Here is a 21,643-nt window from a genome sequence, read left to right as displayed (position 1 = left end):
ACCGGCCCATAGGGGCCGGGATCAGTTTACCACAACTGGACGGGAAAAGGCCGCGCGCCTTAACTTTCAGGCTCTACGAGCGCTGAAATGATCGACTTGGCGCTGTCCGAGTTCCACTCGGCATCTCCGATCAGGCGTGCGATCTCGTTGCCCTCGGGGTCCAGAATGACGGTAATGGGCAGTGCCAGAACCCCCATCTCGCGGGCAACGGCGGATCTGGGGTCCTGATGACGCGGCAGGTTTTTAATTCCGTTTTCCTGAAAGAATTTCTTGATCCCGGCAGGCGAATTGCGCCCCGTGGCCAGAGTCAAAACTTGGAACTTATCCCCGCCAAATTCCTGCTGGAGTTCGGCAAGCTGCGGCATTTCCTTACGGCAGGGGGCGCACCACGTCGCCCAGAAATTCAGCAATACATACTTGCCCCGGTAATCCTCAAGCGAGGCGGCACCGCCATCGTCTTCAAGCTGGAATTCAACCGCAGCAACGGGTTTCGGTTCTTTGTGCAGGATCAGGCGTTTCAATGTGCCGTCCCGCAGCGGACCCAGAGTTTCCGCGTCTGTGGCCAAAGCCGCGTTTGCACCCAGCGCAAGGGCCATATAAAGGGGGATCAGACGAAATAGGCGCATATCAACTCCGGGTTTTCTTACATGACCGATCAATCCTCGAACCAGATGTGGGGCGGCCGCTTTGCCGCCGGTCCAGACGCGATCATGGAGGCGATCAATGCCTCGATCGGGTTCGATCAGCGGATGGCAGCCCAGGATATCGCAGGCTCGCGCGCCCATGCCGCCATGTTGGCAGCCACAGGCGTTATTACTGATAGTGACGCGCAGGCCATTCGGGAAGGGCTGCTCACCGTTTTGTCAGAAATCCAGTCGGGGTCGTTCCAGTTCTCGACCGCGCTGGAAGACATTCACATGAATGTCGAGGCGCGGCTGAAAGAGGTGATCGGAGAACCGGCGGGTCGTTTGCACACAGGCCGGTCGCGGAATGACCAGGTGGCAACCGACTTTAAACTTTGGGTCCGTGATCAGTTCGATGCGGCGGAAACCGGCCTGCTGGCCTTGATCCGCGCCTTGCTGACACAGGCCGAGGCCGGGGCCGATTGGGTTATGCCCGGTTTTACTCACCTGCAAACGGCGCAGCCTGTCACATGGGGCCATCACATGATGGCTTATGTCGAGATGTTTGGCCGCGACCTATCGCGCGTCCGCGATGCGCGCGCCCGGATGAACGAATCCCCCTTGGGCGCGGCAGCGCTGGCGGGGACGTCTTTCCCCATCGACCGCCAGATGACGGCCGAGGCGCTGGGCTTTGACCGCCCGGCGGCAAACTCGCTGGACGCAGTCAGCGACCGGGATTTCGCGCTGGAGTTTCTGTCTACCGCCTCGATCTGCGCAGTTCACCTGTCGCGCTTTGCTGAGGAATTGGTGATCTGGTCCTCGGCCCAGTTCCGGTTTGTGACACTGTCTGATCGCTTTTCGACCGGTTCGTCGATCATGCCGCAGAAAAAGAACCCCGACGCGGCCGAGCTGATCCGCGCCAAGGTGGGCCGTATCTATGGCGCGAATACTGCGCTGATGATGGTGATGAAGGGGCTGCCGCTGGCCTATTCCAAGGACATGCAGGAAGACAAGGAACAGGTGTTTGACGCTGCAGACAACTGGATGCTGGCGCTGGCCGCGATGGAGGGCATGGTCAAGGACATGACCGCCAACCGCGACAGTCTGGCGGCTGCGGCAGGGTCGGGGTTCTCGACCGCGACAGATCTGGCCGACTGGCTGGTGCGGGTGCTGGGCCTGCCGTTCCGCGACGCGCATCACGTCACAGGCTCGTTGGTGGCGATGGCCGAATCCAAAAGCTGCGACTTGCCCGATCTGACACTGGACGACATGCAGTCGGTTCATGCGGACATCACGGATGATGTCTATTCTGTTCTTACCGTCGAAAACTCGGTAAACTCACGCCAGTCTTACGGCGGCACGGCGCCGGATCAGGTGCGTGCCCAGATCAAGCGGTGGAAGGCGCTGGTGTAATGCAGATCGTGCGTGTGGTGCTTTTGATCTCGGTCGGAGCGGTTCTGGCCGGGTGCGGTGCGGATGGCGAACCGATTCAGCCAACGATGAACGCCAATATCGGCGTCGGCAGCAGCGGCACGTATGTCGGCGGTGGAATTGGTCTGCAACGCGGCGGTTTAGGGATTTATCTGGGCCTCTGACGCGCAGCGATTGCAATTTACCGGTTCCGCTCCCATCTGCACTCGGTAGCCTGCGCTTTGGCACCTCAACACCGATGAGACACGAATGAAAATTTTTGGCCTGATCCTGTCGCTTGTCGTTCTGGCGGCGTGTGAACCTTCGTCTAACCCTCGTCCAGAATCCGAGGCCAACTCGGGCGGTTCAGGGATCAAGATTTCCGGCTATGGGCGGGTCGGCGTTTCAACGACCAACTGACGCAACGCCACGGCTTGTGCAGAATCCATTGATCCGCGCGCCCTTTTTGGTCTAAGCGCGCGGGTATGGATCACTTTCTCTACCGCGACGGCGCGCTTTACGCCGAGGACGTCCCAATCTCCGAAATCGCAGCAGCGGTCGGAACCCCGTTCTATGTCTATTCGACAGCCACACTGCTTCGGCACTTCAAGCTGTTCGATGATGCGCTGGACGGCATGGACCACCTTGTCTGCTATGCGATGAAGGCGGCCAGCAATCAGGCGATTCTGAAAACACTGGCGCAGGCGGGCGCGGGGATGGACGTGGTCTCGGGCGGGGAATATCTGCGGGCCAAGGCCGCAGGCGTGCCGGGCGACAAGATCGTGTTTTCGGGCGTTGGCAAGACAGCGGATGAAATCCGCACCGCTCTGACCGGTGGCATTCGCCAGTTCAACGTGGAATCTGAACCCGAGATGGAAGTGATCAACGCGGTCGCCCTTGATCTGGGCGTGGTTGCGCCGATCACCGTGCGGGTGAATCCGGATGTGGACGCCAAGACCCACGCCAAGATCGCCACTGGAAAGTCCGAGAACAAGTTCGGTATCCCAATCGCGCGCGCGTCAGAGGTTTACGCCCATGCCGCCACCCTGCCGGGGCTGGAGGTGATTGGCATCGACGTCCATATCGGCTCGCAACTGACTGAGTTGGAGCCGTTCGAGCTGGCCTATACCAAGGTCGCCGAGCTGACCGAACAGTTGCGCAGTGAAGGGCACAATATCCGCCGTCTCGATCTGGGCGGCGGATTGGGCATACCCTATACCCGCGCCAATGACGCACCGCCGCTGCCGGTGGAATATGGCGCGCTGATCAAAAAGACATTGGGCCATTTGAACTGCGAGATCGAGATCGAGCCGGGCCGCCTGATCGCAGGCAATGCAGGGTTGATGGTCAGCAAGGTGGTTTACGTGAAATCGGGCGAAGGCCGCGATTTCCTGATCCTCGACGGGGCCATGAACGACCTGATCCGCCCAGCAATGTACGAGGCGCATCACGATATCGTCGCCGTTCAGGAACCCGCGCCGGGTGTGGAACAACAGCCTTATGATATCGTCGGCCCCGTTTGCGAGACCGGAGATACCTTCGCCAAACAGCGCAATATGCCGCCGCTTGCGCCGGGCGATCTGGTCGCCTTCCGCAGCGCCGGAGCCTATGGCGCGGTCATGGCCAGCGAATACAATACGCGCCCTCTGATCCCCGAAGTTCTGGTGCATGGCGATCAATTCGCCGTAATTCGTGAACGCCCGAGCTTTGACGAAATCATAAACCGCGATACCATACCAGAGTGGCTTTGACGCGATAGGCGCGCGGGCCCACTGTTGGAGGCCCGACTTGACCGAACGACTGCCCCTGCCGATCCCTAGGCTGTCCCTGTGGCTGACGCACACTGGGATGCTGGCCGAGCGGGTTTGGCGTGCCTTTTGGCCGTTCTTTTCGATCCTGATGGCGAGTTTGGCAGCTTTGATGCTGGGACTTCAGGATCTTGTGACGGTTGAGACAGTCTGGATCGTGGGGTCTTTGGTTGTGCTGGGTCTTTTGGCGGCACTGGGTTCAGGCGCGCAGCGATTCCATATGCCCACACGCGCCGAAGCGTTAATGCGTTTGGATGAAACTCTTCCGGGCCGACCTATTCAGGCGTTGATGGACGATCAGGCAATTGGGGCAATGGATGCGGATTCGGTCGCCTTGTGGCAAGCGCACCAAAACCGGATGGCCCGTCGTGCGGCACAGGCCCAGCCCGTGAAACCCGATTTGCGCCTTGCGGATCGTGATCCTTACGCGCTGCGGTATTCGGCTTTGCTGGCCTTGGTGATCGCCGCTTTGTTCGGGTCATTCTGGCGAATAGGGTCTGTGGCCGAAATGACTCCGGGCGCTGCATTGGCGGATCAGGGACCAAGCTGGGAAGGGTGGGTAGAGCCTCCTCGCTATACGGGTCTGCCGACGCTCTATCTGGCTGATCAGTCGGACCCAACCTTATCGATCCCACAGGGCAGCCGTATCACTCTGCGCTTTTATGGCGAGGTTGGCGCACATAGCCTCACGGAAACCACGACACCTTTGGGGGCCGAGGGCGCGACCGCGCCAGAGCAGGAATTTGTCGCTGATCGGTCCGGCCTTTTAAAGATCGGCGGACCTTCGGGGCGGGAGTGGACGCTGGATGTTATCGCGGATGTTCCCCCTGAAATCGCAGTAGCCGACATCGCCACGGCCGAAGCTGGTGGGCAGATGAAGCTGCCCTATGCAGCCGGTGACGACTATGGCGTTCAATCTGGTACGGCCACCATCGAACTTGATCTCGCCTCTGTTGATCGCCGCTATGGTTTGGCGCCTGAGCCAGAGCCGCGCGAGGTCATTTCAGTAGAACTGCCGATGCCGATTACCGGAGATCGCACCGACTTTATCGAGGACTTTATCGAGGATTTCTCGGAACATCCCTGGGCGCATCTGCCTGTCAAAATCACTCTGTCCGCGCGGGATGCTGCGGATCAGGAAACCCAGTCAGAACCCTATATAACCGCGCTGCCTGCCCGTCGCTTCTTTGACTCGTTGGCCGCGGCGATCATCGAACAGCGCCGTGACCTGTTGTGGACACGCGAAAATGCCACGCGTGTTGCGCAGGTATTGCGGGCCGTTTCGCATCTGCCCGAGGACCTGTTCCGCTCGAACACGGCTTATCTGCGGTTGCGCGTGACGCTTCGGCGGCTTGAAACATTCACCGAATACGACCTGAAGCCAAAGCAGCAGGCTGAGATCGCTCAGTCTTTGTGGGATCTGGCGGTTCTGATCGAGGAAGGGACGCTGGCGGATGCGCTGGAGCGAATGCGTCGCGCACAGGAACGCCTGACCCAAGCGATGCAGAACGGCGCAACCGATGAGGAAATCGCCGAACTGATGCAGGAACTGCGCGAGGCCACGCAGGACTATATGCGGCAGCTTCAGCGGCTGGCGCAGGAAAATGACGGTCAGGATGGTCAGCAAGGTCAGAACGGCGAGACCATGCAAATGACGCAGGACGACTTGCAGCGCATGATGGATCGCATTCAAGAGCTGATGGAACAGGGCCGCATGGCAGAGGCGCAGCAGGCGCTGGAGGAATTCCAGCAGATGATGGAGAACATGCGCGTCACGCAAGGTCAGGGTCAGGGCCAACAGTCCGAGGGCCAGCAGGCCATGGAAGGTCTGGCCGAAACGCTGCGCGAACAACAGGGGCTGAGTGATCAGGCGTTCCGTGATCTGCAGGAACAGTTCAACCCTGGTGCGCAAGCAGGCGAGAACCAGGGCAATGAAGGCCGGAATGGTGGTCAGGGCCGTGGTGACAGTCACGAAGGTCAAGGTGGTCAGGGTCAGGGCTCGGATCAGGCCGGAGAGGGTCAGCAGGGTGATGGTTCGCTGGCTGACCGGCAGCAGGCGCTGCGGGACGAGTTGGGCCGTCAGCAACAGAACCTGCCCGGTACCGGTACGCCCGAGGGCGAAGCCGCCCGTGACGCGTTGGGTCGTGCGGGCCGGGCCATGGACGAGGCAGAGCAGGCGCTGCGCGGTGACGATCTGGCCGAAGCCATTGATCGCCAGTCCGAGGCGATGGAAGCCCTGCGCGAAGGTATGCGTTCACTGGGTGAGGCGTTGGCCCAGAACCAGCAGAACCAGCCCGGCCAAGGCGCGCAGGAAGGTGACATGCAGGCCAACAGCCGCGATCCATTGGGCCGTAGCCCGGGCGCGTCTGGGTCGATCTCAACCGATGACAACCTGCTGCAGGGCGAAGACGTTTATCGCCGTGCGCGCGAATTGCTGGACGAAATCCGTCGCCGGACCGGAGAATCGGACCGCCCCGAGATTGAGTTGGAATACCTCAAACGCCTGTTAGAGCGCTTCTGACGTCACAGATCAGTTTTGCGGAGGGGTGGAGTTGGTTTGCGCTTCGAGCCACACACGCGCCTGATCGATCAGGGTGACGTAGCTGTCCAGTACCGGATCAGCCTGAGGCACAGCTTCGGATATCCTTTGCGCGTTGCCATAGATCAGGAACAGGACCGCGCCGATGATCACCATCAATAGGAATCCACGCCGGAACCCTCCGCTGGACTTGCGCGGAACCAGCTCGACTTCTTCTTTCTTTTTCTTCTTCTTTTTCTTCGGGGCTGGTTCGTCGTTGCGCAGAGAGGAATTTATCGCATCGACATCCGGCAACGTACTCTGTTCTTCTGAATCCTCGGTCGTTTCGGCGGTTGTCAGATCCTTGACCGCCTGATCAAGCTCTGGCTGCGGAGGCGGGTCCAGCGCCAGATCGGGTTGCGTTTCGAGGCTTTCGGCTTCTTTCGCGCGCAAACTGGCCTCGCGCGCAGCTTCTTCTTTCAGGATGTTGGCGACAGCAGGGTCCACATTGCCAGTTGTTGCGGCTTCTGCTGGCTTGGACTCGGTTTTGGTCGGCTGCGGTTCGGGTGCGGGCAGCGTTGGCTTGTCTTCGACCACGTCCGCGTCAGGTTCTGCTACGTCGGTTGCGGTTGCAGGACTTGGCTGTTTTTCTTGAAACCAGGTCTTTTCACAGTTGGAGCACTGCACGTCACGCCCCTGTTCGGGGATGACCTCGTCTGGAACCTCATATTGGGCACCGCAATTCGGACATGTAAGACGCATGCTGCCTCCCGGCCATAGTATTGACCTGATAGTAGTTTTTTCAGGAATGATATTCCGTTAAGACCAGACAGCAAAGGGTGTTTTCGGTTTCGCGCCGCAAGTGTCACCAAATCGACCCGGTACAGGCATTGAAACCGCGACTGTGCTCGGGCAAGAAGAGCAGCAGCAAAAAACGGGGGCGCCGGTGATCGAGCTGGAAAATGTCAGCTATACCTATGGTGGTGGAGCTTTGCTGAGCGATGTGTCCCTTCGGCTGCATCCCGGATCGTTTCATTTTCTGACCGGCCCTTCGGGGGCTGGCAAGACGACGTTGCTCAAACTCTGCTACGGGGCGTTGTTGCCGACCTCGGGGCGGCTTTGCGCGTTCGAGCAGGATGTCGCGGGTTTGGATCGGGACCAAATGGCCCTGCTGCGCCGTCGGATCGGTGTTGTACATCAGGATTGCCGGTTTCTGGATCACATGACGCTGGCCGAGAATGTGGCCCTGCCGCTGATGGTGTCCGGTCGCGCCGAATCCGCGCAGCAGGAAGACTTGGCCGAACTGCTGAACTGGGTCGGTTTGGGCGCCCGACAGGACGCGGCTCCTCCTGAGTTGTCCGGCGGTGAGCGTCAGCGCGCGGCATTGGCCCGCGCGGTTATCCTGTCGCCCGATGTGGTTCTGGCGGACGAACCGACCGGGAACGTGGATTGGGACATGTCGCAGCGTCTGTTGCGCCTGTTGGTCGAGTTGAACAGGATGGGAAAGACGGTTCTGATCGCCACCCATGACCTAAGCCTAATCCGGGCAGCCAAAAGTCAGGTACAGGCGCGGGTGCTGCGCATTTCGCAACGACAAGTACAACTGGCGGGGGCGGACCTATGAGTGAGGGCACCATTCGGAACCTGCTTCAGCGTGACAAACGCGCGGACCGGGTTGTGCCGCCCACGGGATACACGGCTCAACTGACACTGTTCGTGTCTGGCGCGATGGCTTTTCTTGCAGTTTTCGCCTTGGCCCTGTCGCTGGCATCCGGCAGGTTGGCGGATCGCTGGGCAACCGAACTGGCGGGGGCCGCCACGCTGCGCATCAACGCGCCGTCCGACCAGCTTGCCGCACAGACCGAGGCCGCGCTGACTGTATTGTCGCAAACGCCCGGCGTTGCTTCTGCCCGTGCTTTGACTTCGGAAGAACAACTGGCCCTTTTGTCCCCTTGGTTTGGCCCCGATCTTCCGTTGGACACGCTACCCGTCCCGCAGTTGATCGAAATCATCGAGGGCGCGCCGGGGCTGGATGCCGCCGGTCTGCGCCTGCGACTTGGTGCTGAGGTGCCGGGCGCAGTTCTTGACGACCACACCCGCTGGCGTGAACCTCTGGTCGATGCGGCGACATCGTTAAGACGGCTGGGTTGGGTATCTATTCTACTGATCGGCGGAGCTACGGCCGCAATGATCACCTTGGCCGCCAATGCGTCGCTTGCCGCAAACGCACAGATCATAGAAGTGCTGCGACTGGTCGGAGCACGCGACCGGTTCATCGCAAACGCCTTTGTTCGCCGGTTTACCTATCGGGCCTTTTTTGGGGCTGTGGTCGGGGTATTGTTGGGTATGACAGGGGTGCTGCTTTTGCCCGAAGCCTCGGACGAAGGGGGCTTTTTGACCGGGCTTGGATTTCAGGGGCTTGGCTGGTTTTTGCCAGCTATGATCCCCGTACTGGGCGCCGCCGTCGCGTTTCTGGCCACCTGGAGCGCCGCAACCCGAAAACTGACGGAGCTTTCATGATGACCGCAGCATTGCAATGGGTTCGGTCTTTGATCTTCATGATCGTGATCTACACTTGGATGCTTGTCCTGGGTGTTGTTTTCGCGCCCTATGCCCTTTTCGCCAAGCGCGGCGCGCTTCAGGCTTGCAAGATTTACGCTCGATCAACGATGTGGATGGCGCGTTGGATGGTGGGTATCCGCTGCGAAGTCCGGGGTACAGTGCCCGTGGATGAAGTGGTGATCGGGGCCAAGCACCAGTCTTTCCTGGATATCATGATCATTTTCAACGCTGTCCCGCATGGGAAGTTTATCATGAAGCGGGAACTGCTCTGGACGCCGATGATTGGTCTTTATGCGCGTCGGCTCGGTTGTATCCCCGTGGATCGCGGTAAAAGGGGCGCGGCTGTGGCCAAGATGGTCAAGGATGTTGCAACCGAATTCGCAGAACCCGGCCAGCTTGTCATCTACCCGCAGGGCACGCGGGTGGCTCCGGGTGTGCAAAAGCCATACAAGGTGGGTACGGCGGTGCTGTATGAAGGGTTGGGCTTCACCTGCGTCCCTGCGGCGACAAACGCGGGGGTCTTTTGGCCGCGCACGGGAATCATGCGAAAACCCGGATTGGCGATTGTCGATTTTCTTGAGCCGATCGAACCGGGCGTCGCGCGCGAGGCGTTTCTTGAGCGGCTGGAAGATGTGATCGAGAGCCGCTCGAACGCGTTAATGCGGGAAGTGGGGTTTGATCCTGATGGAGTTCATTGAGGACATCGAAACACTCGAGAGTCTCTATGGCACGCCGGGCGCGCCATCCCTGCGCAAAGTGGCGGCCCAGCTTACACCGTTATACCGAAAATGGATCATGGCGTCGCGCTTGTGCATCCTCAGCACGGTTGGCCCTGAAGGGGTGGACGGAAGTCCGCGCGGCGATGATGGACCGGTGGTTCTGGAGCTGGACAACAGGACGCTGGCGATGCCCGACTGGAGGGGCAACAACCGGCTGGACAGTCTGCGCAACATTGTACGCGACCCGCGTGTTTCCCTGATGTTTCTGGTGCCGGGGTCCAACAATGTCGTCCGTGTGAACGGCCACGCGCGTCTGACGGTAGATGAACGTTTGCGGGACCGGTTTGAAAAACTTGGCCGTCGTCCTGCGACTGTGATCGTGATTGAAATTGCAGAGATATACACGCAATGCGCCCGCGCATTGATGCGTGCGGGGACATGGACCAGCGGGGACGAAAGTACCGGGCTGCCATCCGTCGGTGAAATCCTGGCCGAGGCTTCAAAAGGCGAGGAAGGCGGCGCACAATATGATGCGGAATGGGGTGTGCGCGCCGCCAGAACGATGTGGTGAAGGGTCTACACTTTTTCACGGAATTGCCACACGGGTAGACAATTAATAGCGCTAGAATAGGATAAGCTGAACCGGAGGTTTGGATGCAGCAGTTGCAGTCTTATTGGAACGCTTTCCTCGATCACGCGAAGAGTGTGCTTTTATACCCGCTTGATCCCGGCAACCGGATATATTTCTTGTATCTGGCGACATCTTTATTAATCGCCTTTTGGATATATGCCCGAAAGCGTCGTACTTCCTCAGAAGTTGAAGGCGAGAAAACCTTTCTCGGGTTCTTATTTCCCAAAAAAGTATGGAAGCATCCGTCGGCTTGGTTGGATGTGCGATATTTCTTTTTCCATATGTTGATCGGACATTTTCTTATGCTGGGTCTACTGGCGGGATCTGCTGCGGTTTCATACTACTGGGCTAGCGGGGGATTCGACCCCCAAACTGCCGAGGAGGGAAAACACCTGACCGGTTGGGTCGGCGCGGCTATCACTATTGTATATATGTGTGTGCTGTTTTTAGTTACTGATTTTATTGCGTTTTATTGCCACTACCTGCAACACAAGATTCCATTGCTTTGGCAATTCCACAAGGTGCATCACAGCGCTGAGGTCATGCATCCCATCTCGAATTTTCGCGAGCACCCGATAGACAACATGTTTTATTATCTGGCGGTCGGCCTAGGGGGTGGAGCCGTAACCGGTTTTACCTTTCGAGTACTAGGCTACCACCCGAACATTCCGGTTGTTCTTGGCGTGCCGCTATTGATGTTCTTATTCAACGCCGTGGGTTACAATCTACGGCATTCCCATATCTGGCTGCGTTGGCCGGGTGTCTGGTCCAAGGTCTTCCCGTCCCCGGCCCATCACCATGTGCATCACAGTTGTCATCCGGATCATTTGGACAAGAACTTTGCTTTCATGTTTCCGGTTTGGGATGTCCTTTTCGACACCTATGTCATGCCCAAAGACAATAGGGACGTGAAATTTGGCGTGACCGAAAAAGACAATGGCCACGAATTGAACACATGCATGAAGCTGTATTTCGTTCCATTCCGAGACGCCTGGGGTCTGCTGCGTCGGAAGCGTCAGGTCGAAAACACGCCTGGACAGACACAAAGCAACGAACCTGCCGAGTAAAGCAGATTGGTTTGACCTAGGCGCGACGCACAAACGTTGCGTCGCGCCTTAGGTGTTTAGCTATGGATCGGGCCGTCTCCACAGGCCAGCGCAGCCTCGCGCACGGCCTCAGAGTAGGTCGGGTGAGCGTGGCAGGTCAGGGCCAGGTCTTCGGCCGATGCGCCGAACTCCATCGCGACGCAGACTTCGTGGATCAGGTCACCGGCAGCGGGACCAATAATATGCGCGCCCAGAATGCGGTCGGTGTCTTTGTCGGCCAGAATTTTGACGAAGCCGTCGGCAGCAAAGTTCGCCTTGGCGCGGCCATTGCCCATGAACATGAATTTGCCAACCTTGTAGGCGCGTCCAGCCTCTTTCAGCGTGGCTTCGGTTTCGCCGACATTGGCGACCTCGGGCCAAGTGTAGATCACACCCGGAATGACGCCGTAGTTCACATGGCCATGCTTGCCTGCAACCTGTTCGGCGGCGGCCATGCCTTCATCTTCGGCCTTGTGCGCCAGCATCGGGCCTTCGGTCACATCGCCAATGGCGTAGATCCCCGGCACGTTGGTTTGCCAGTCGGCACCAACCTTGATCTGACCGCGCGGAGTCATCTCAACACCCAACGCCTCAAGCCCTAGCCCGTCCGAGAACGGCTTGCGCCCGGTGGCGACCAGCACAGTATCGGCGTCGATCACATGCTCGCTGTCATCTTTGCGCAGCTTGTAGGTGACCTTGGCTTTGGTCTTGGTGGCTTCGGTCTTTTGCACCGCCGCACCCATGACGAATTTCAGGCCTTGCTTCTTGAGGATACGCTGGAAGGTCTTTTGCACCTCGGGGTCCATGCCCGGCGTGATCACGTCGAGGAATTCGATCACCGTCACCTCGGCGCCCAGACGCTGATAGACCGAGCCAAGCTCTAGCCCGATCACGCCTGCGCCAATCACGACCATCTTTTTCGGGATCTTGCCCAGCGACAGCGCACCGGTCGAGGTCACAACAACCTTCTCGTCTATTTCGACACCGGGCAACGAAGACGGCTCGGACCCCGAAGCGATGATGATATTCTTGGCCTCGTGGACCTCGTCGCCCACCTTGACCTGACCTGCGGCGGGGATCGAGCCCCAGCCTTTCAACCAGTCGATCTTGTTCTTCTTGAACAGAAACTCGATGCCCTTGGTGTTGCCGTCGATCACCTCGTCCTTGTACGCCTGCATCTGCTTCCAATCGACCGAGGGGCTTTTCCCCTTGAGGCCCATCTTGGCAAAGTTGTGCTCGGCTTCGTGAAGCTGGTGGGATGCGTGCAGCAGCGCCTTCGACGGGATACAGCCCACATTCAGGCAGGTGCCGCCCAGAGTCTCACGCCCTTCGACAACGGCGGTTTTCAGACCGAGTTGAGCGCAGCGGATCGCACAGACATACCCGCCGGGACCGGCGCCAATAACGATGACATCATAGTTTGCCATTTTATTCTCCTAGAACCTGAGGAGTTAAACTTGAATCGGGCGGCCATCGCGGGATGGCGCACCCGGGAATAGTCAGACCGGTGTCAGAATTTTTACTTTGATATGGGCAACCCCGCCACGCTCGTGATGCATGGCCAGTTCCTCAGATTCAATAAAGTCCTGAGCGCGCTCCAGATCCGTGATTTCAAACAACGCAACTGCGTGGTCTTTCTGATCTGGGTCCTTCCAGATGTGGAGGTCGCGGATTCCCGCGGCCTCTCGCATTTTTTGGTCTTCGCGGAAGACTTTCAGCCAGACATCAAAGTCCGCTACGTCAGCCTGCCACAATACATGAGTTGCCATGATTACAGATCCATCAACAGACGGCGCGGATCTTCCAGCGCCTCTTTCACACGAACAAGGAACGTCACCGCGCCTTTGCCGTCAACGATCCGGTGGTCATAGGACAGCGCCAGATACATCATCGGACGGATCACGACCTGACCGTTGATAGCCATTGGGCGATCCTGGATTTTGTGCATCCCCAGAATACCCGATTGCGGGGGGTTCAGGATCGGCGACGACATCAGCGAGCCGTAGACACCGCCGTTCGAGATGGTGAACGTGCCGCCCTGCATTTCCGCCATCGAAAGCTTGCCGTCGCGGGCGCGCTTGCCCTTTTCGGCGATGGCTTTTTCGATATCGGCAAAGGACATGCTGTCGGCATCGCGGATCACCGGAACCACCAAACCTGTAGGAGTACCAGCAGCCACGCCCATATGGACAAAGTTCTTGTAGACGATGTCGGTGCCGTCAATCTCGGCGTTTACCTCGGGGACTTCTTTCAGCGCGTGACAGCAGGCTTTGGTGAAGAAGGACATAAAGCCCAGACGCACGCCGTGCTTCTTCTCGAACTGGTCCTTGTACTGGCTGCGCAGGGCCATCACCTCGGTCATGTCCACCTCGTTATAGGTGGTCAGCATGGCGGCGGTGTTCTGGCTGTCTTTCAGGCGCTTGGCGATGGTCTGGCGCAGGCGGGTCATCTTGACCCGTTCCTCGCGTGCGGCATCGTCGGCGGCCACAGGTGCACGCGGCGCAGGGGCCGGGGCCGGAGCGGCGGCAGGCGCGGGGGCCGCAGCGGTTGCCACGGCGCGGGCCACGTCCTCTTTCATGATGCGACCATCGCGACCTGTACCGGAGACCTGATCCGCCGACAGGCCGGCCTGTGCCATCGCTTTCTCAGCTGAGGGCGCGTTGGATACATCCTTGCCCGTGGCCGCAGCCGCAGGGGCCGCCGCTGTCGGAGCGGCCGCCGGGGCCGCAACAGCGCCCGCGCCCGAGATCACGGCCAGCTTGGCCGAGGCATCCACAGTGGTGCCTTCGGGCGCCACGATCTCGGCCAGCACGCCCGCTGCCGGGGCCGGAACCTCGACCGAGACCTTGTCGGTTTCAAGCTCACACAGCATTTCGTCCTGCGCGACGCTTTCGCCGACCTGTTTGAACCAAGTGGACACCGTTGCTTCGGTCACGGATTCGCCTAGCGTGGGGACCATTACGTCAACGCTGGCTGCGCTTGCCGCCGGGGCCTCGGCCGCAGGAGCGGGGGCTGCCGCCGGAGCCGGGGCAGCGCCTTCGCCAGCTGCGATTGTCGCCAGCAGAGCGTCAACACTAACAGTTTCACCTTCGGCGGCGACGATCTCTCCCATCACACCGGCTGCGGGTGCGGGCACTTCGACGGTGACCTTGTCGGTCTCCAACTCGCACAGCATTTCATCAACAGCCACTGCGTCGCCCGGTTTCTTGAACCAGGTTGCAACTGTGGCCTCGGTGACCGACTCGCCCAGCGTGGGAACACGAACTTCAATGGACATTGCTTATTTTCCTTCAATGCTCAGCGCTTCGTTCACCAGCGCTTCTTGTTGGGCTTTGTGTTGGCTGGCCAGACCCGTCGCGGGCGAGGCCGACGTTGCGCGGCCGACATAGCGTGGCCGTGTGTGCTTGGCTCCGATACGGGTCAGAACCCATTCGATATTCGGTTCGATAAAGGTCCAGGCCCCTTGGTTCTTGGGTTCTTCCTGACACCAGACCATCTCGGCCCCTTTAAAGCGCTCAAGCTCGTTGATCAGCGAATGCGCAGGGAAGGGATAGTACTGTTCGATCCGCAGCAGATAGACATCGTCGATACCGCGTGCGTCGCGCTCCTCTAGCAGGTCGTAGTAGACCTTGCCGGAACACAGAACGACCCGCTTGATCTTTTTGTCCGCGACCAGCTTGGTATCGGAATTCCCCTGTTGCGCATCATCCCACAGCACCCGGTGGAAGCTGGACCCGGTGGTGAAATCCTCGGCCGTGCTGACGGCCAGCTTGTGGCGCAGCAGTGATTTCGGCGTCACAAGGATCAGCGGTTTGCGGAAGGTCCGGTGCAACTGACGGCGCAGAATGTGGAAATAGTTCGCAGGCGTCGTACAGTTCGCCACGATCCAGTTGTCCTGACCGCACATTTGCAGGAACCGTTCAAGCCGCGCGGACGAGTGTTCCGGCCCCTGACCTTCAAATCCGTGTGGCAGCAGCGTCACCAGCCCGGACATCCGTAGCCATTTCGATTCACCCGAGCTGATGAACTGGTCGAACATGATCTGCGCGCCGTTGGCGAAATCGCCAAACTGCGCTTCCCACAGGGTCAGGGCGTTGGGTTCGGCCAGAGAGTAACCGTATTCAAAGCCCAGCACCGCGTATTCGGACAGCATCGAGTCGATCACTTCGTAATGCGACTGGCCGGCGCGGATATTGTTCAGCGGATAGTACCGTTCCTCGGTCTCCTGATGCACAAAGCCAGAGTGACGCTGGCTGAATGTGCCGCGCGTCGCGTCCTGACCGGACAGACGCACCGGATAACCTTCGGTCAGCAGCGACCCGAAGGCCAGCGCCTCACCCGTTGCCCAGTCAAAGCCCTTGCCGGTGTCGAACATCTGTTTCTTGTGATCGAGCAGACGCGCCACCGTCTTGTGAACTGCGATATCCGCAGGCGCGTGGGTCAGAGCGTTTCCGATCTCTGCCATCGTCTCGGGTTTGATCGCGGTATCACCGCGCACATATTCTTCCTTGTTCTTGTCCAGATGCGACCAGCGCCCGTCCAGCCAATCGGCCTTGTTGGGTTTGTAGTCCTTTCCGGCGTCGAACTCATCGTTCAGATGAGCCTGGAACGCGGCTTTCATGTCCTCGATCTCGCCCTCGGGGATCAGGCCGTCCTTTACCAGACGCTCGGTATACAGAGACAGCGTGGTCTTATGCGTCTTGATCTTCTTGTACATGATCGGGTTGGTGAACATGGGCTCGTCGCCCTCGTTGTGACCGAACCGGCGATAGCAGAAGATGTCGATGACCACGTCCTTGTGGAACTTCTGGCGGAATTCGGTCGCGACCTTGGCGGCGTGGACCACAGCCTCGGGGTCGTCGCCATTCACGTGGAAGATCGGTGCTTCGACCATCAGCGCGATATCCGTCGGATACGGGCTGGAGCGGCTGAAATGCGGCGCTGTGGTAAAGCCGATTTGGTTGTTTACCACGATATGCATGGTGCCGCCGGTCTTGTGACCGCGCAGACCTGACAGGCCGAACCCTTCGGCCACCACACCCTGACCGGCAAAAGCCGCGTCGCCGTGCAGCAGGATGCCCATCACTGCGGTGCGTTCAGTGTCTTTCAACTGATCCTGCTTGGCGCGGACCTTGCCCAGAACCACCGGGTTCACCGCCTCAAGGTGCGAGGGGTTGGCGGTCAGCGACAGGTGTACACTGTTGCCGTCAAACTCACGGTCGCTGGAGGCACCGAGGTGGTACTTCACGTCGCCCGACCCATCCACGTCCTCGGGCTTGAAGCTGCCGCCCTGAAATTCGTTGAAGATGGCGCGGTACGGTTTGCGCATCACGTTGGCCAGAATGTTCAGACGACCCCGGTGCGGCATCCCAATGACGATGTCCTTGATGCCCAAGGCACCGCCGCGCTTGATGATCTGTTCCATCGCGGGGATCAGAGCCTCACCACCGTCCAGACCGAACCGCTTGGTGCCCATGTATTTGACGTGCAGGAATTTCTCGAAGCCCTCGGCCTCGACCATCTTGTTCAGGATCGCCTTACGGCCTTCCTTGGTAAAGGCGATTTCCTTGCCATAGCCTTCGATCCGTTCCTTCAGCCAAGCGGCCTGTTCAGGATCGGAGATATGCATGTACTGCAGCGCGAAAGTGCCGCAATACGTCCGCTTCACGATATCGACGATCTGCCGCATCGAGGCCATCTGCAGGCCCAGCACGTTGTCGATAAAGATCGGTCGGTCCATGTCGGCTTCGGTAAAGCCATAGGTCTTGGGGTCCAGTTCAGGGTGGGTGCTGGCAGCCCGCATCCCCAACGGATCCAGATTGGCGGCCAGATGACCTCGAATCCGATAAGCCCGGATCAGCATCAGCGCCCGCAAACTGTCCAGAACGGCGCGTTTGATCTGGTCGTCGCTGACCTCAACGCCTTTGGCGGCTGCCTTATCCTTGATCTTTTTGCCCGCGGCCTTTGCGTCAATCTCGGCCCATTCCCCTGTCAGGGCACCGGTCAGATCATCCGCCGGCGTCGGAGGCCAGTCGGTCCGCGCCCATGACGGCCCTTCGGCTTCTTTCTGGACGTCCGGTGTGGCGTCGCCCATGGCCTTGAAGAACTCGGCCCAGGCCGCGTCTACCGCGCTGGGGTCTTTTGTGTACTGGGCATAAAGCTGCTCTAGGTATTCGGCATTATGCCCTTGCATAAAGCTTGAGGCATGAAAGGCAGAGTTGGGCGAGTGTTCGGTCATTGGGTTACCTCATAGGGGTTGGGACCGTATTGATTTGTGCCCGGCTGACTGGGGCGGGTCAGCCACCACAGCACCAGGAGGGGCGACACCACCAGAACCAGCAGTGTCGGAATAACGACCAGCAAAGTGGCGCGGGTAAACAGGATGTCCAGGTTGCCGCCATGTTGGAAACTGGACGCCAGACCAATGCCGAAAATCAGAACCGCGGCGGCTCCGAGGATCAGCAGGATCGGCAGCAGCGCGTAAAGTCCGCTGCGCCCGGTATCGTGCATCCGACGCCATGCGACGGTCAGATGCGGGAAAAAGACGATTGCGCTGACGATCGACTGCACCGGCTGGCTTGAGGTGGCAGCGACGGATTTCGTCGTGTCCGTTTCCGTCGTCGTGACCTGAGTAAAGAACTGCCAGTCAATGATCCCGGCGATGATGTTCCAGATCACGATGAACAGGAAAAAGAACCAGTACTCGGGCCGCGAGGCGCGGCCCGAGAAGGTGAAGAACTTGGAGAAACACGTTTTTACAGCCTCACCAAAGGTCATGTTCTACGTTCCTCTCAAAGTAGACGGCTAAGCCGCTGCTTTAACCAATCGCTTCCAGCACGGCCTCACCCAGCGTCGCGGGGCTTTCTGCCACAACGATACCGGCCGAGCGCATGGCTTCGATCTTGTCTTCTGCACCACCTTTGCCGCCAGCGACGATTGCACCAGCGTGGCCCATGCGACGACCCGGAGGGGCTGTGCGGCCTGCGATGAAGCCCGCGACAGGCTTTTTGCGGCCCTTCTTGGCCTCATCCGCCAGGAACTGCGCGGCTTCTTCTTCGGCCGAGCCACCGATCTCACCGATCATGATGATCGAGTGGGTTTCGTCATCGGCCAGGAACCACTCCAGCACGTCGATATGCTCAGTGCCCTTAATCGGGTCGCCACCGATGCCCACGCAGGTGGACTGGCCGAGACCCACATCGGTGGTCTGCTTGACGGCCTCATAGGTCAGAGTACCCGAACGCGACACAACGCCGACCGAGCCGCGCTTGTGGATGTGACCGGGCATGATGCCGATCTTGCAGGCGTCGGGCGTGATGACGCCGGGGCAGTTCGGACCGATCAGGCGCGATTTGGAGCCTTCCAGCGCGCGTTTCACCTTCATCATGTCCAGAACCGGGATGCCTTCGGTGATGCAGACGATCACTTCCATTTCGGCGTCAATCGCTTCGAGGATCGAGTCAGCCGCGAAGGGCGGCGGCACATAGATCACCGAGGCATTAGCTTCGGTCACATGCTTGGCTTCGTGGACCGAGTTGAACACGGGCAGGTCAAGATGTGTCATCCCGCCTTTGCCGGGGGTCACGCCACCGACCATCTTGGTGCCATAGGCGATGGCCTGTTCAGAGTGGAATGTGCCCTGCGAGCCGGTAAAGCCCTGACAGATCACTTTGGTGTTTTCGTCGATGAGGACTGCCATCTGGCGTTCTCCTATGTAGGGCGGGCTTCAGACCGCCGAAGTCTTGGGAAAGGTGGGCTGAAGCCCACCCAACGGGATGACAATCAGCCTTTGACGGCCTTCACGATTTTCTCGGCACCGTCTTTCAGGTTGTCCGCTGCGATCACGTCCAGGCCAGAGGTGTTGATGATCTCTTTGCCTTTCTCGACATTCGTGCCTTCCAGACGCACGACCAGCGGAACCTTCAGGCCGACCTCTTTCACCGCGGCGACAACGCCCTCGGCGATGACGTCGCAGCGCATGATGCCGCCGAAGATGTTGACCAAAATGCCTTTGACGTTCTCGTCCGAGGTGATGATCTTGAACGCTTCGGTGACTTTCTCTTTGGTGGCACCGCCACCGACGTCGAGGAAGTTGGCAGGCTCGGCCCCGTACAGCTTGATGATGTCCATCGTGGCCATCGCCAGACCGGCACCGTTCACCATGCAGCCGATCTCACCGTCCAGCGCGATGTAGTTCAGGTCGTACTTGGAGGCTTCGAGTTCCTTGGGGTCTTCCTCGGTCTCGTCGCGCAGTTCGGCGATGTCGGGGTGGCGGTAAACCGCGTTGCCGTCAAAGCCCAGCTTGGCGTCCAGAACCTTGAGGTCGCCGCCTTCGGCCACGATCAGCGGGTTGATCTCCAGCATCTCCATGTCCTTCTCGACGAAGGCTTGGTACAGCTGACCCATCAGCTTGACGCATTGCTTGACCTGCGCGCCTTCCAGACCCAACGAGAAGGCGATGCGGCGGCCGTGATATGCCTGATAGCCGGTGACAGGGTCAACCGAGAAGGACAGGATTTTCTCGGGCGTGGACTCGGCCACTTCTTCGATGTCCATGCCGCCTTCGGTCGAGCACACGAACGAGATGCGGCTGGTTTGACGATCCACCAGCAGGGCCAGATACAGCTCACGCTCGATGCCCGAGCCAGCCTCGATATAGATGCGGTTGACCTGCTTACCTGCAGGACCGGTCTGATGAGTGACCAGCGTGCGGCCCAGCATCTTTTTGGCTTCTTCGGCGGCTTCTTCGACCGATTTGGTCAGACGGACACCGCCTTTTTCACCGGCGTCGGCCTCTTTGAATGAGCCCTTCCCGCGGCCACCCGCGTGGATTTGCGCTTTGACAACCCACAAGGGGCCGTCCAGTTCACCGGCTGCGGTTTTGGCTTCCTCGGCGCGCAGAACCGCGCGACCTTCGGAGACCGGAGCGCCATAGCTGCGAAGAAGAGCCTTGGCCTGATATTCGTGAATGTTCATCGAAACTGTCCCGTCTGACTACGATTAATCCGTTATAGAGATGTCCAGAGGGCAAATTTAAAGGTCTTTTTGCGGGCAGCGCCCATTTTCACAGAGATTTTTACTTTTTGTGATCACACTTTTTTGAGGTGTGATCACAAAATGACGGAAGATGAATTTATGATTCGATAAATGGTTCCGGGCCTTGGAAAACACATTCAAAAAGGGTGTTTGAGGTGTTTGCGCTAATACTGTTCCTGCAAGTATTGCAGATCTAGAGGCCGCTGCAAAAAAAACCGGCCCAACTTGTGGGCCGGTTTGGAATGTCGAAAAGGCTGAAATCAGGCCAGAGAGCTGTCGATGCCCTTACATGCCTCGATCAGACCCTTCACGGCGTTGACCGAGTTGTCGAAACCGGCTTGCTCTTCTTCGTTGAGCTTGATGTCGACGACGCGCTCGATGCCGCCAGCACCGATCACTGTGGGAACACCCACATACATGCCTTCAACGCCCAGTTCGCCGTTGCAATAGGCGGCGCAGGGCAGAACGCGCTTCTGGTCTTTCAGATAAGCCTCGGCCATTTCGATTGCCGAAGTAGCCGGCGCATAGAAGGCCGAACCGGTTTTCAGCAGGCCAACGATCTCGGCACCGCCATCACGGGTACGCTGAACGATGGCGTCCAGTTTTTCCTGCGTAGTCCAGCCCATCTCGACCAGATCGGGCAGCGGGATACCAGCAACGGTCGAATAGCGCACCGACGGCACCATGGTGTCGCCGTGGCCGCCCAGAACAAAGGCGGTGACGTCGCGCATCGAGACGTTGAATTCTTCCGACAGGAAATGTGCGAACCGGCCCGAGTCCAGAACGCCCGCCATGCCGCAGACCTTGTTGTGGGGCAGGCCCGAGAATTCGCGCAGCGCCCAGACCATCGCGTCCAGCGGGTTGGTGATGCAGATGACAAATGCGTTGGGCGCGTGTGCCGCGATGCCTTCGCCGACGGATTTCATAACCTTGAGGTTGATGCCCAGCAGGTCGTCGCGGCTCATGCCCGGTTTGCGAGGCACACCGGCGGTGACGATGCAGACGTCTGCGCCTGCGATGTCTTCGTAGGACTGGGTGCCTTTCATCTTGGCGTCGAACCCTTCGGAGGGGCCGGATTCAGCGATGTCCAGCGCCTTGCCTTCCGGGGTGCCTTCGGCGATGTCGAACAGGACGACGTCACCCAGTTCTTTCATTGCAGCGAGGTGGGCGAGCGTGCCGCCGATCTGACCTGCGCCGATCAGCGCGATCTTGGGTCTGGCCATTTGGAATATCTCCGATGGGTTTTGGAAT

General features: G+C 59.2%; 20 protein-coding genes. 10 read left to right on the top strand and 10 right to left on the bottom strand.

The genetic code is table 11. The annotated features are described in order from the left end of the window. Nucleotides 1-59 precede the first annotated feature (59 nt). Entirely contained in the window at nt 60-626 is a 567-nt protein-coding gene (locus ACR0KS_RS09575) for a TlpA disulfide reductase family protein (RefSeq protein ID WP_170563628.1), read from the bottom strand. A gap of 21 nt (nt 627-647) precedes the next feature. On the opposite strand from ACR0KS_RS09575, the gene argH reads away from it, so the two are divergent. The 5 genes from argH (at nt 648) to ACR0KS_RS09550 (ending at nt 6,362) form a co-directional block, all read left to right on the top strand. Next, nucleotides 648-2,036: an argininosuccinate lyase gene (gene argH, locus ACR0KS_RS09570; protein WP_170563625.1), complete on the top strand. Its 1,389-nt coding sequence runs from the start codon at nt 648-650 to the stop codon at nt 2,034-2,036. After that, the gene (locus tag ACR0KS_RS09565) at nt 2,036-2,218 is read left to right on the top strand and encodes an argininosuccinate lyase (RefSeq protein WP_170563622.1); all 183 of its coding nucleotides are present in this window, start codon (nt 2,036-2,038) and stop codon (nt 2,216-2,218) included. Before argH ends, ACR0KS_RS09565 begins: the two co-directional genes overlap by 1 nt. A gap of 85 nt (nt 2,219-2,303) precedes the next feature. After that, nucleotides 2,304-2,453 carry a hypothetical protein gene (locus tag ACR0KS_RS09560; RefSeq protein ID WP_170563619.1) on the top strand — a complete coding sequence of 50 codons (150 nt, stop codon included), beginning with the start codon at nt 2,304-2,306 and terminating at the stop codon, nt 2,451-2,453. Nucleotides 2,454-2,518: 65 nt separating this feature from the next. After that, nucleotides 2,519-3,784: a diaminopimelate decarboxylase gene (gene lysA / locus ACR0KS_RS09555; protein ID WP_170563616.1), complete on the top strand. Its 1,266-nt coding sequence runs from the start codon at nt 2,519-2,521 to the stop codon at nt 3,782-3,784. Nucleotides 3,785-3,821: 37 nt separating this feature from the next. Then, nucleotides 3,822-6,362 carry a TIGR02302 family protein gene (locus ACR0KS_RS09550; protein WP_480693183.1) on the top strand — a complete coding sequence of 847 codons (2,541 nt, stop codon included), beginning with the start codon at nt 3,822-3,824 and terminating at the stop codon, nt 6,360-6,362. A 9-nt stretch (nt 6,363-6,371) separates the two neighbouring features. Here ACR0KS_RS09550 and ACR0KS_RS09545 read toward each other — a convergent pair whose 3' ends face one another. Then, the gene (locus tag ACR0KS_RS09545; RefSeq protein WP_170563613.1) at nt 6,372-7,121 is read right to left on the bottom strand and encodes a zinc-ribbon domain-containing protein; all 750 of its coding nucleotides are present in this window, start codon (nt 7,119-7,121) and stop codon (nt 6,372-6,374) included. Nucleotides 7,122-7,305: 184 nt separating this feature from the next. Between ACR0KS_RS09545 and ACR0KS_RS09540 the strand changes: the two genes are divergently transcribed. The 5 genes from ACR0KS_RS09540 to ACR0KS_RS09520 all read left to right on the top strand — a co-directional run bounded on the left by ACR0KS_RS09540 (nt 7,306) and on the right by ACR0KS_RS09520 (nt 11,338). Beyond that, nucleotides 7,306-7,983: an ATP-binding cassette domain-containing protein gene (locus tag ACR0KS_RS09540; protein WP_170485095.1), complete on the top strand. Its 678-nt coding sequence runs from the start codon at nt 7,306-7,308 to the stop codon at nt 7,981-7,983. Next, nucleotides 7,980-8,879: an FtsX-like permease family protein gene (locus tag ACR0KS_RS09535; RefSeq protein ID WP_170563611.1), complete on the top strand. Its 900-nt coding sequence runs from the start codon at nt 7,980-7,982 to the stop codon at nt 8,877-8,879. The genes ACR0KS_RS09540 and ACR0KS_RS09535 overlap by 4 nt, the downstream gene beginning before the upstream one ends. Continuing rightward, nucleotides 8,879-9,619, top strand: coding sequence for a lysophospholipid acyltransferase family protein (locus ACR0KS_RS09530; protein ID WP_170415263.1), 741 nt, complete (start codon nt 8,879-8,881; stop codon nt 9,617-9,619). The genes ACR0KS_RS09535 and ACR0KS_RS09530 overlap by 1 nt, the downstream gene beginning before the upstream one ends. Continuing rightward, complete coding sequence (locus ACR0KS_RS09525; RefSeq protein WP_170564750.1) at nt 9,606-10,211, top strand: pyridoxamine 5'-phosphate oxidase family protein; 606 nt, start codon at nt 9,606-9,608, stop codon at nt 10,209-10,211. Before ACR0KS_RS09530 ends, ACR0KS_RS09525 begins: the two co-directional genes overlap by 14 nt. A gap of 83 nt (nt 10,212-10,294) precedes the next feature. Next, nucleotides 10,295-11,338 carry a sterol desaturase family protein gene (locus ACR0KS_RS09520; protein ID WP_170563608.1) on the top strand — a complete coding sequence of 348 codons (1,044 nt, stop codon included), beginning with the start codon at nt 10,295-10,297 and terminating at the stop codon, nt 11,336-11,338. 56 nt (nt 11,339-11,394) lie between these two features. Here ACR0KS_RS09520 and lpdA read toward each other — a convergent pair whose 3' ends face one another. The 8 genes from lpdA to mdh all read right to left on the bottom strand — a co-directional run bounded on the left by lpdA (nt 11,395) and on the right by mdh (nt 21,615). Then, nucleotides 11,395-12,783 (bottom strand): dihydrolipoyl dehydrogenase, encoded by a 1,389-nt coding sequence (lpdA, locus tag ACR0KS_RS09515; RefSeq protein WP_170563605.1) that lies wholly within the window; start codon nt 12,781-12,783, stop codon nt 11,395-11,397. Nucleotides 12,784-12,855: 72 nt separating this feature from the next. Then, nucleotides 12,856-13,125 (bottom strand): hypothetical protein, encoded by a 270-nt coding sequence (locus ACR0KS_RS09510; protein ID WP_170414993.1) that lies wholly within the window; start codon nt 13,123-13,125, stop codon nt 12,856-12,858. A 2-nt stretch (nt 13,126-13,127) separates the two neighbouring features. After that, nucleotides 13,128-14,633, bottom strand: a complete 1,506-nt coding sequence (gene odhB / locus ACR0KS_RS09505) for a 2-oxoglutarate dehydrogenase complex dihydrolipoyllysine-residue succinyltransferase (protein WP_170563602.1) — start codon at nt 14,631-14,633, stop codon at nt 13,128-13,130. 3 nt (nt 14,634-14,636) lie between these two features. Beyond that, nucleotides 14,637-17,594: a 2-oxoglutarate dehydrogenase E1 component gene (locus ACR0KS_RS09500; RefSeq protein WP_170485080.1), complete on the bottom strand. Its 2,958-nt coding sequence runs from the start codon at nt 17,592-17,594 to the stop codon at nt 14,637-14,639. Continuing rightward, a complete protein-coding gene (locus tag ACR0KS_RS09495; RefSeq protein WP_170563600.1) occupies nt 17,591-18,133 on the bottom strand; it encodes a DUF805 domain-containing protein in 543 nt (180 codons plus the stop codon). Before ACR0KS_RS09495 ends, ACR0KS_RS09500 begins: the two co-directional genes overlap by 4 nt. Nucleotides 18,134-18,173: 40 nt before the next feature. Next, nucleotides 18,174-19,055 carry a succinate--CoA ligase subunit alpha gene (gene sucD, locus ACR0KS_RS09490; RefSeq protein WP_170353524.1) on the bottom strand — a complete coding sequence of 294 codons (882 nt, stop codon included), beginning with the start codon at nt 19,053-19,055 and terminating at the stop codon, nt 18,174-18,176. Between the two features lie 83 nt (nt 19,056-19,138). After that, nucleotides 19,139-20,332, bottom strand: a complete 1,194-nt coding sequence (gene sucC, locus ACR0KS_RS09485) for an ADP-forming succinate--CoA ligase subunit beta (RefSeq protein WP_170387497.1) — start codon at nt 20,330-20,332, stop codon at nt 19,139-19,141. A 320-nt stretch (nt 20,333-20,652) separates the two neighbouring features. Continuing rightward, nucleotides 20,653-21,615 (bottom strand): malate dehydrogenase, encoded by a 963-nt coding sequence (mdh, locus tag ACR0KS_RS09480; protein ID WP_170414978.1) that lies wholly within the window; start codon nt 21,613-21,615, stop codon nt 20,653-20,655. Nucleotides 21,616-21,643 lie beyond the last annotated feature (28 nt).

It is taken from the genome of Ruegeria sp. BC7 (assembly GCF_056539165.1).
This window is presented reverse-complemented; position numbering and strand designations above follow the sequence as displayed.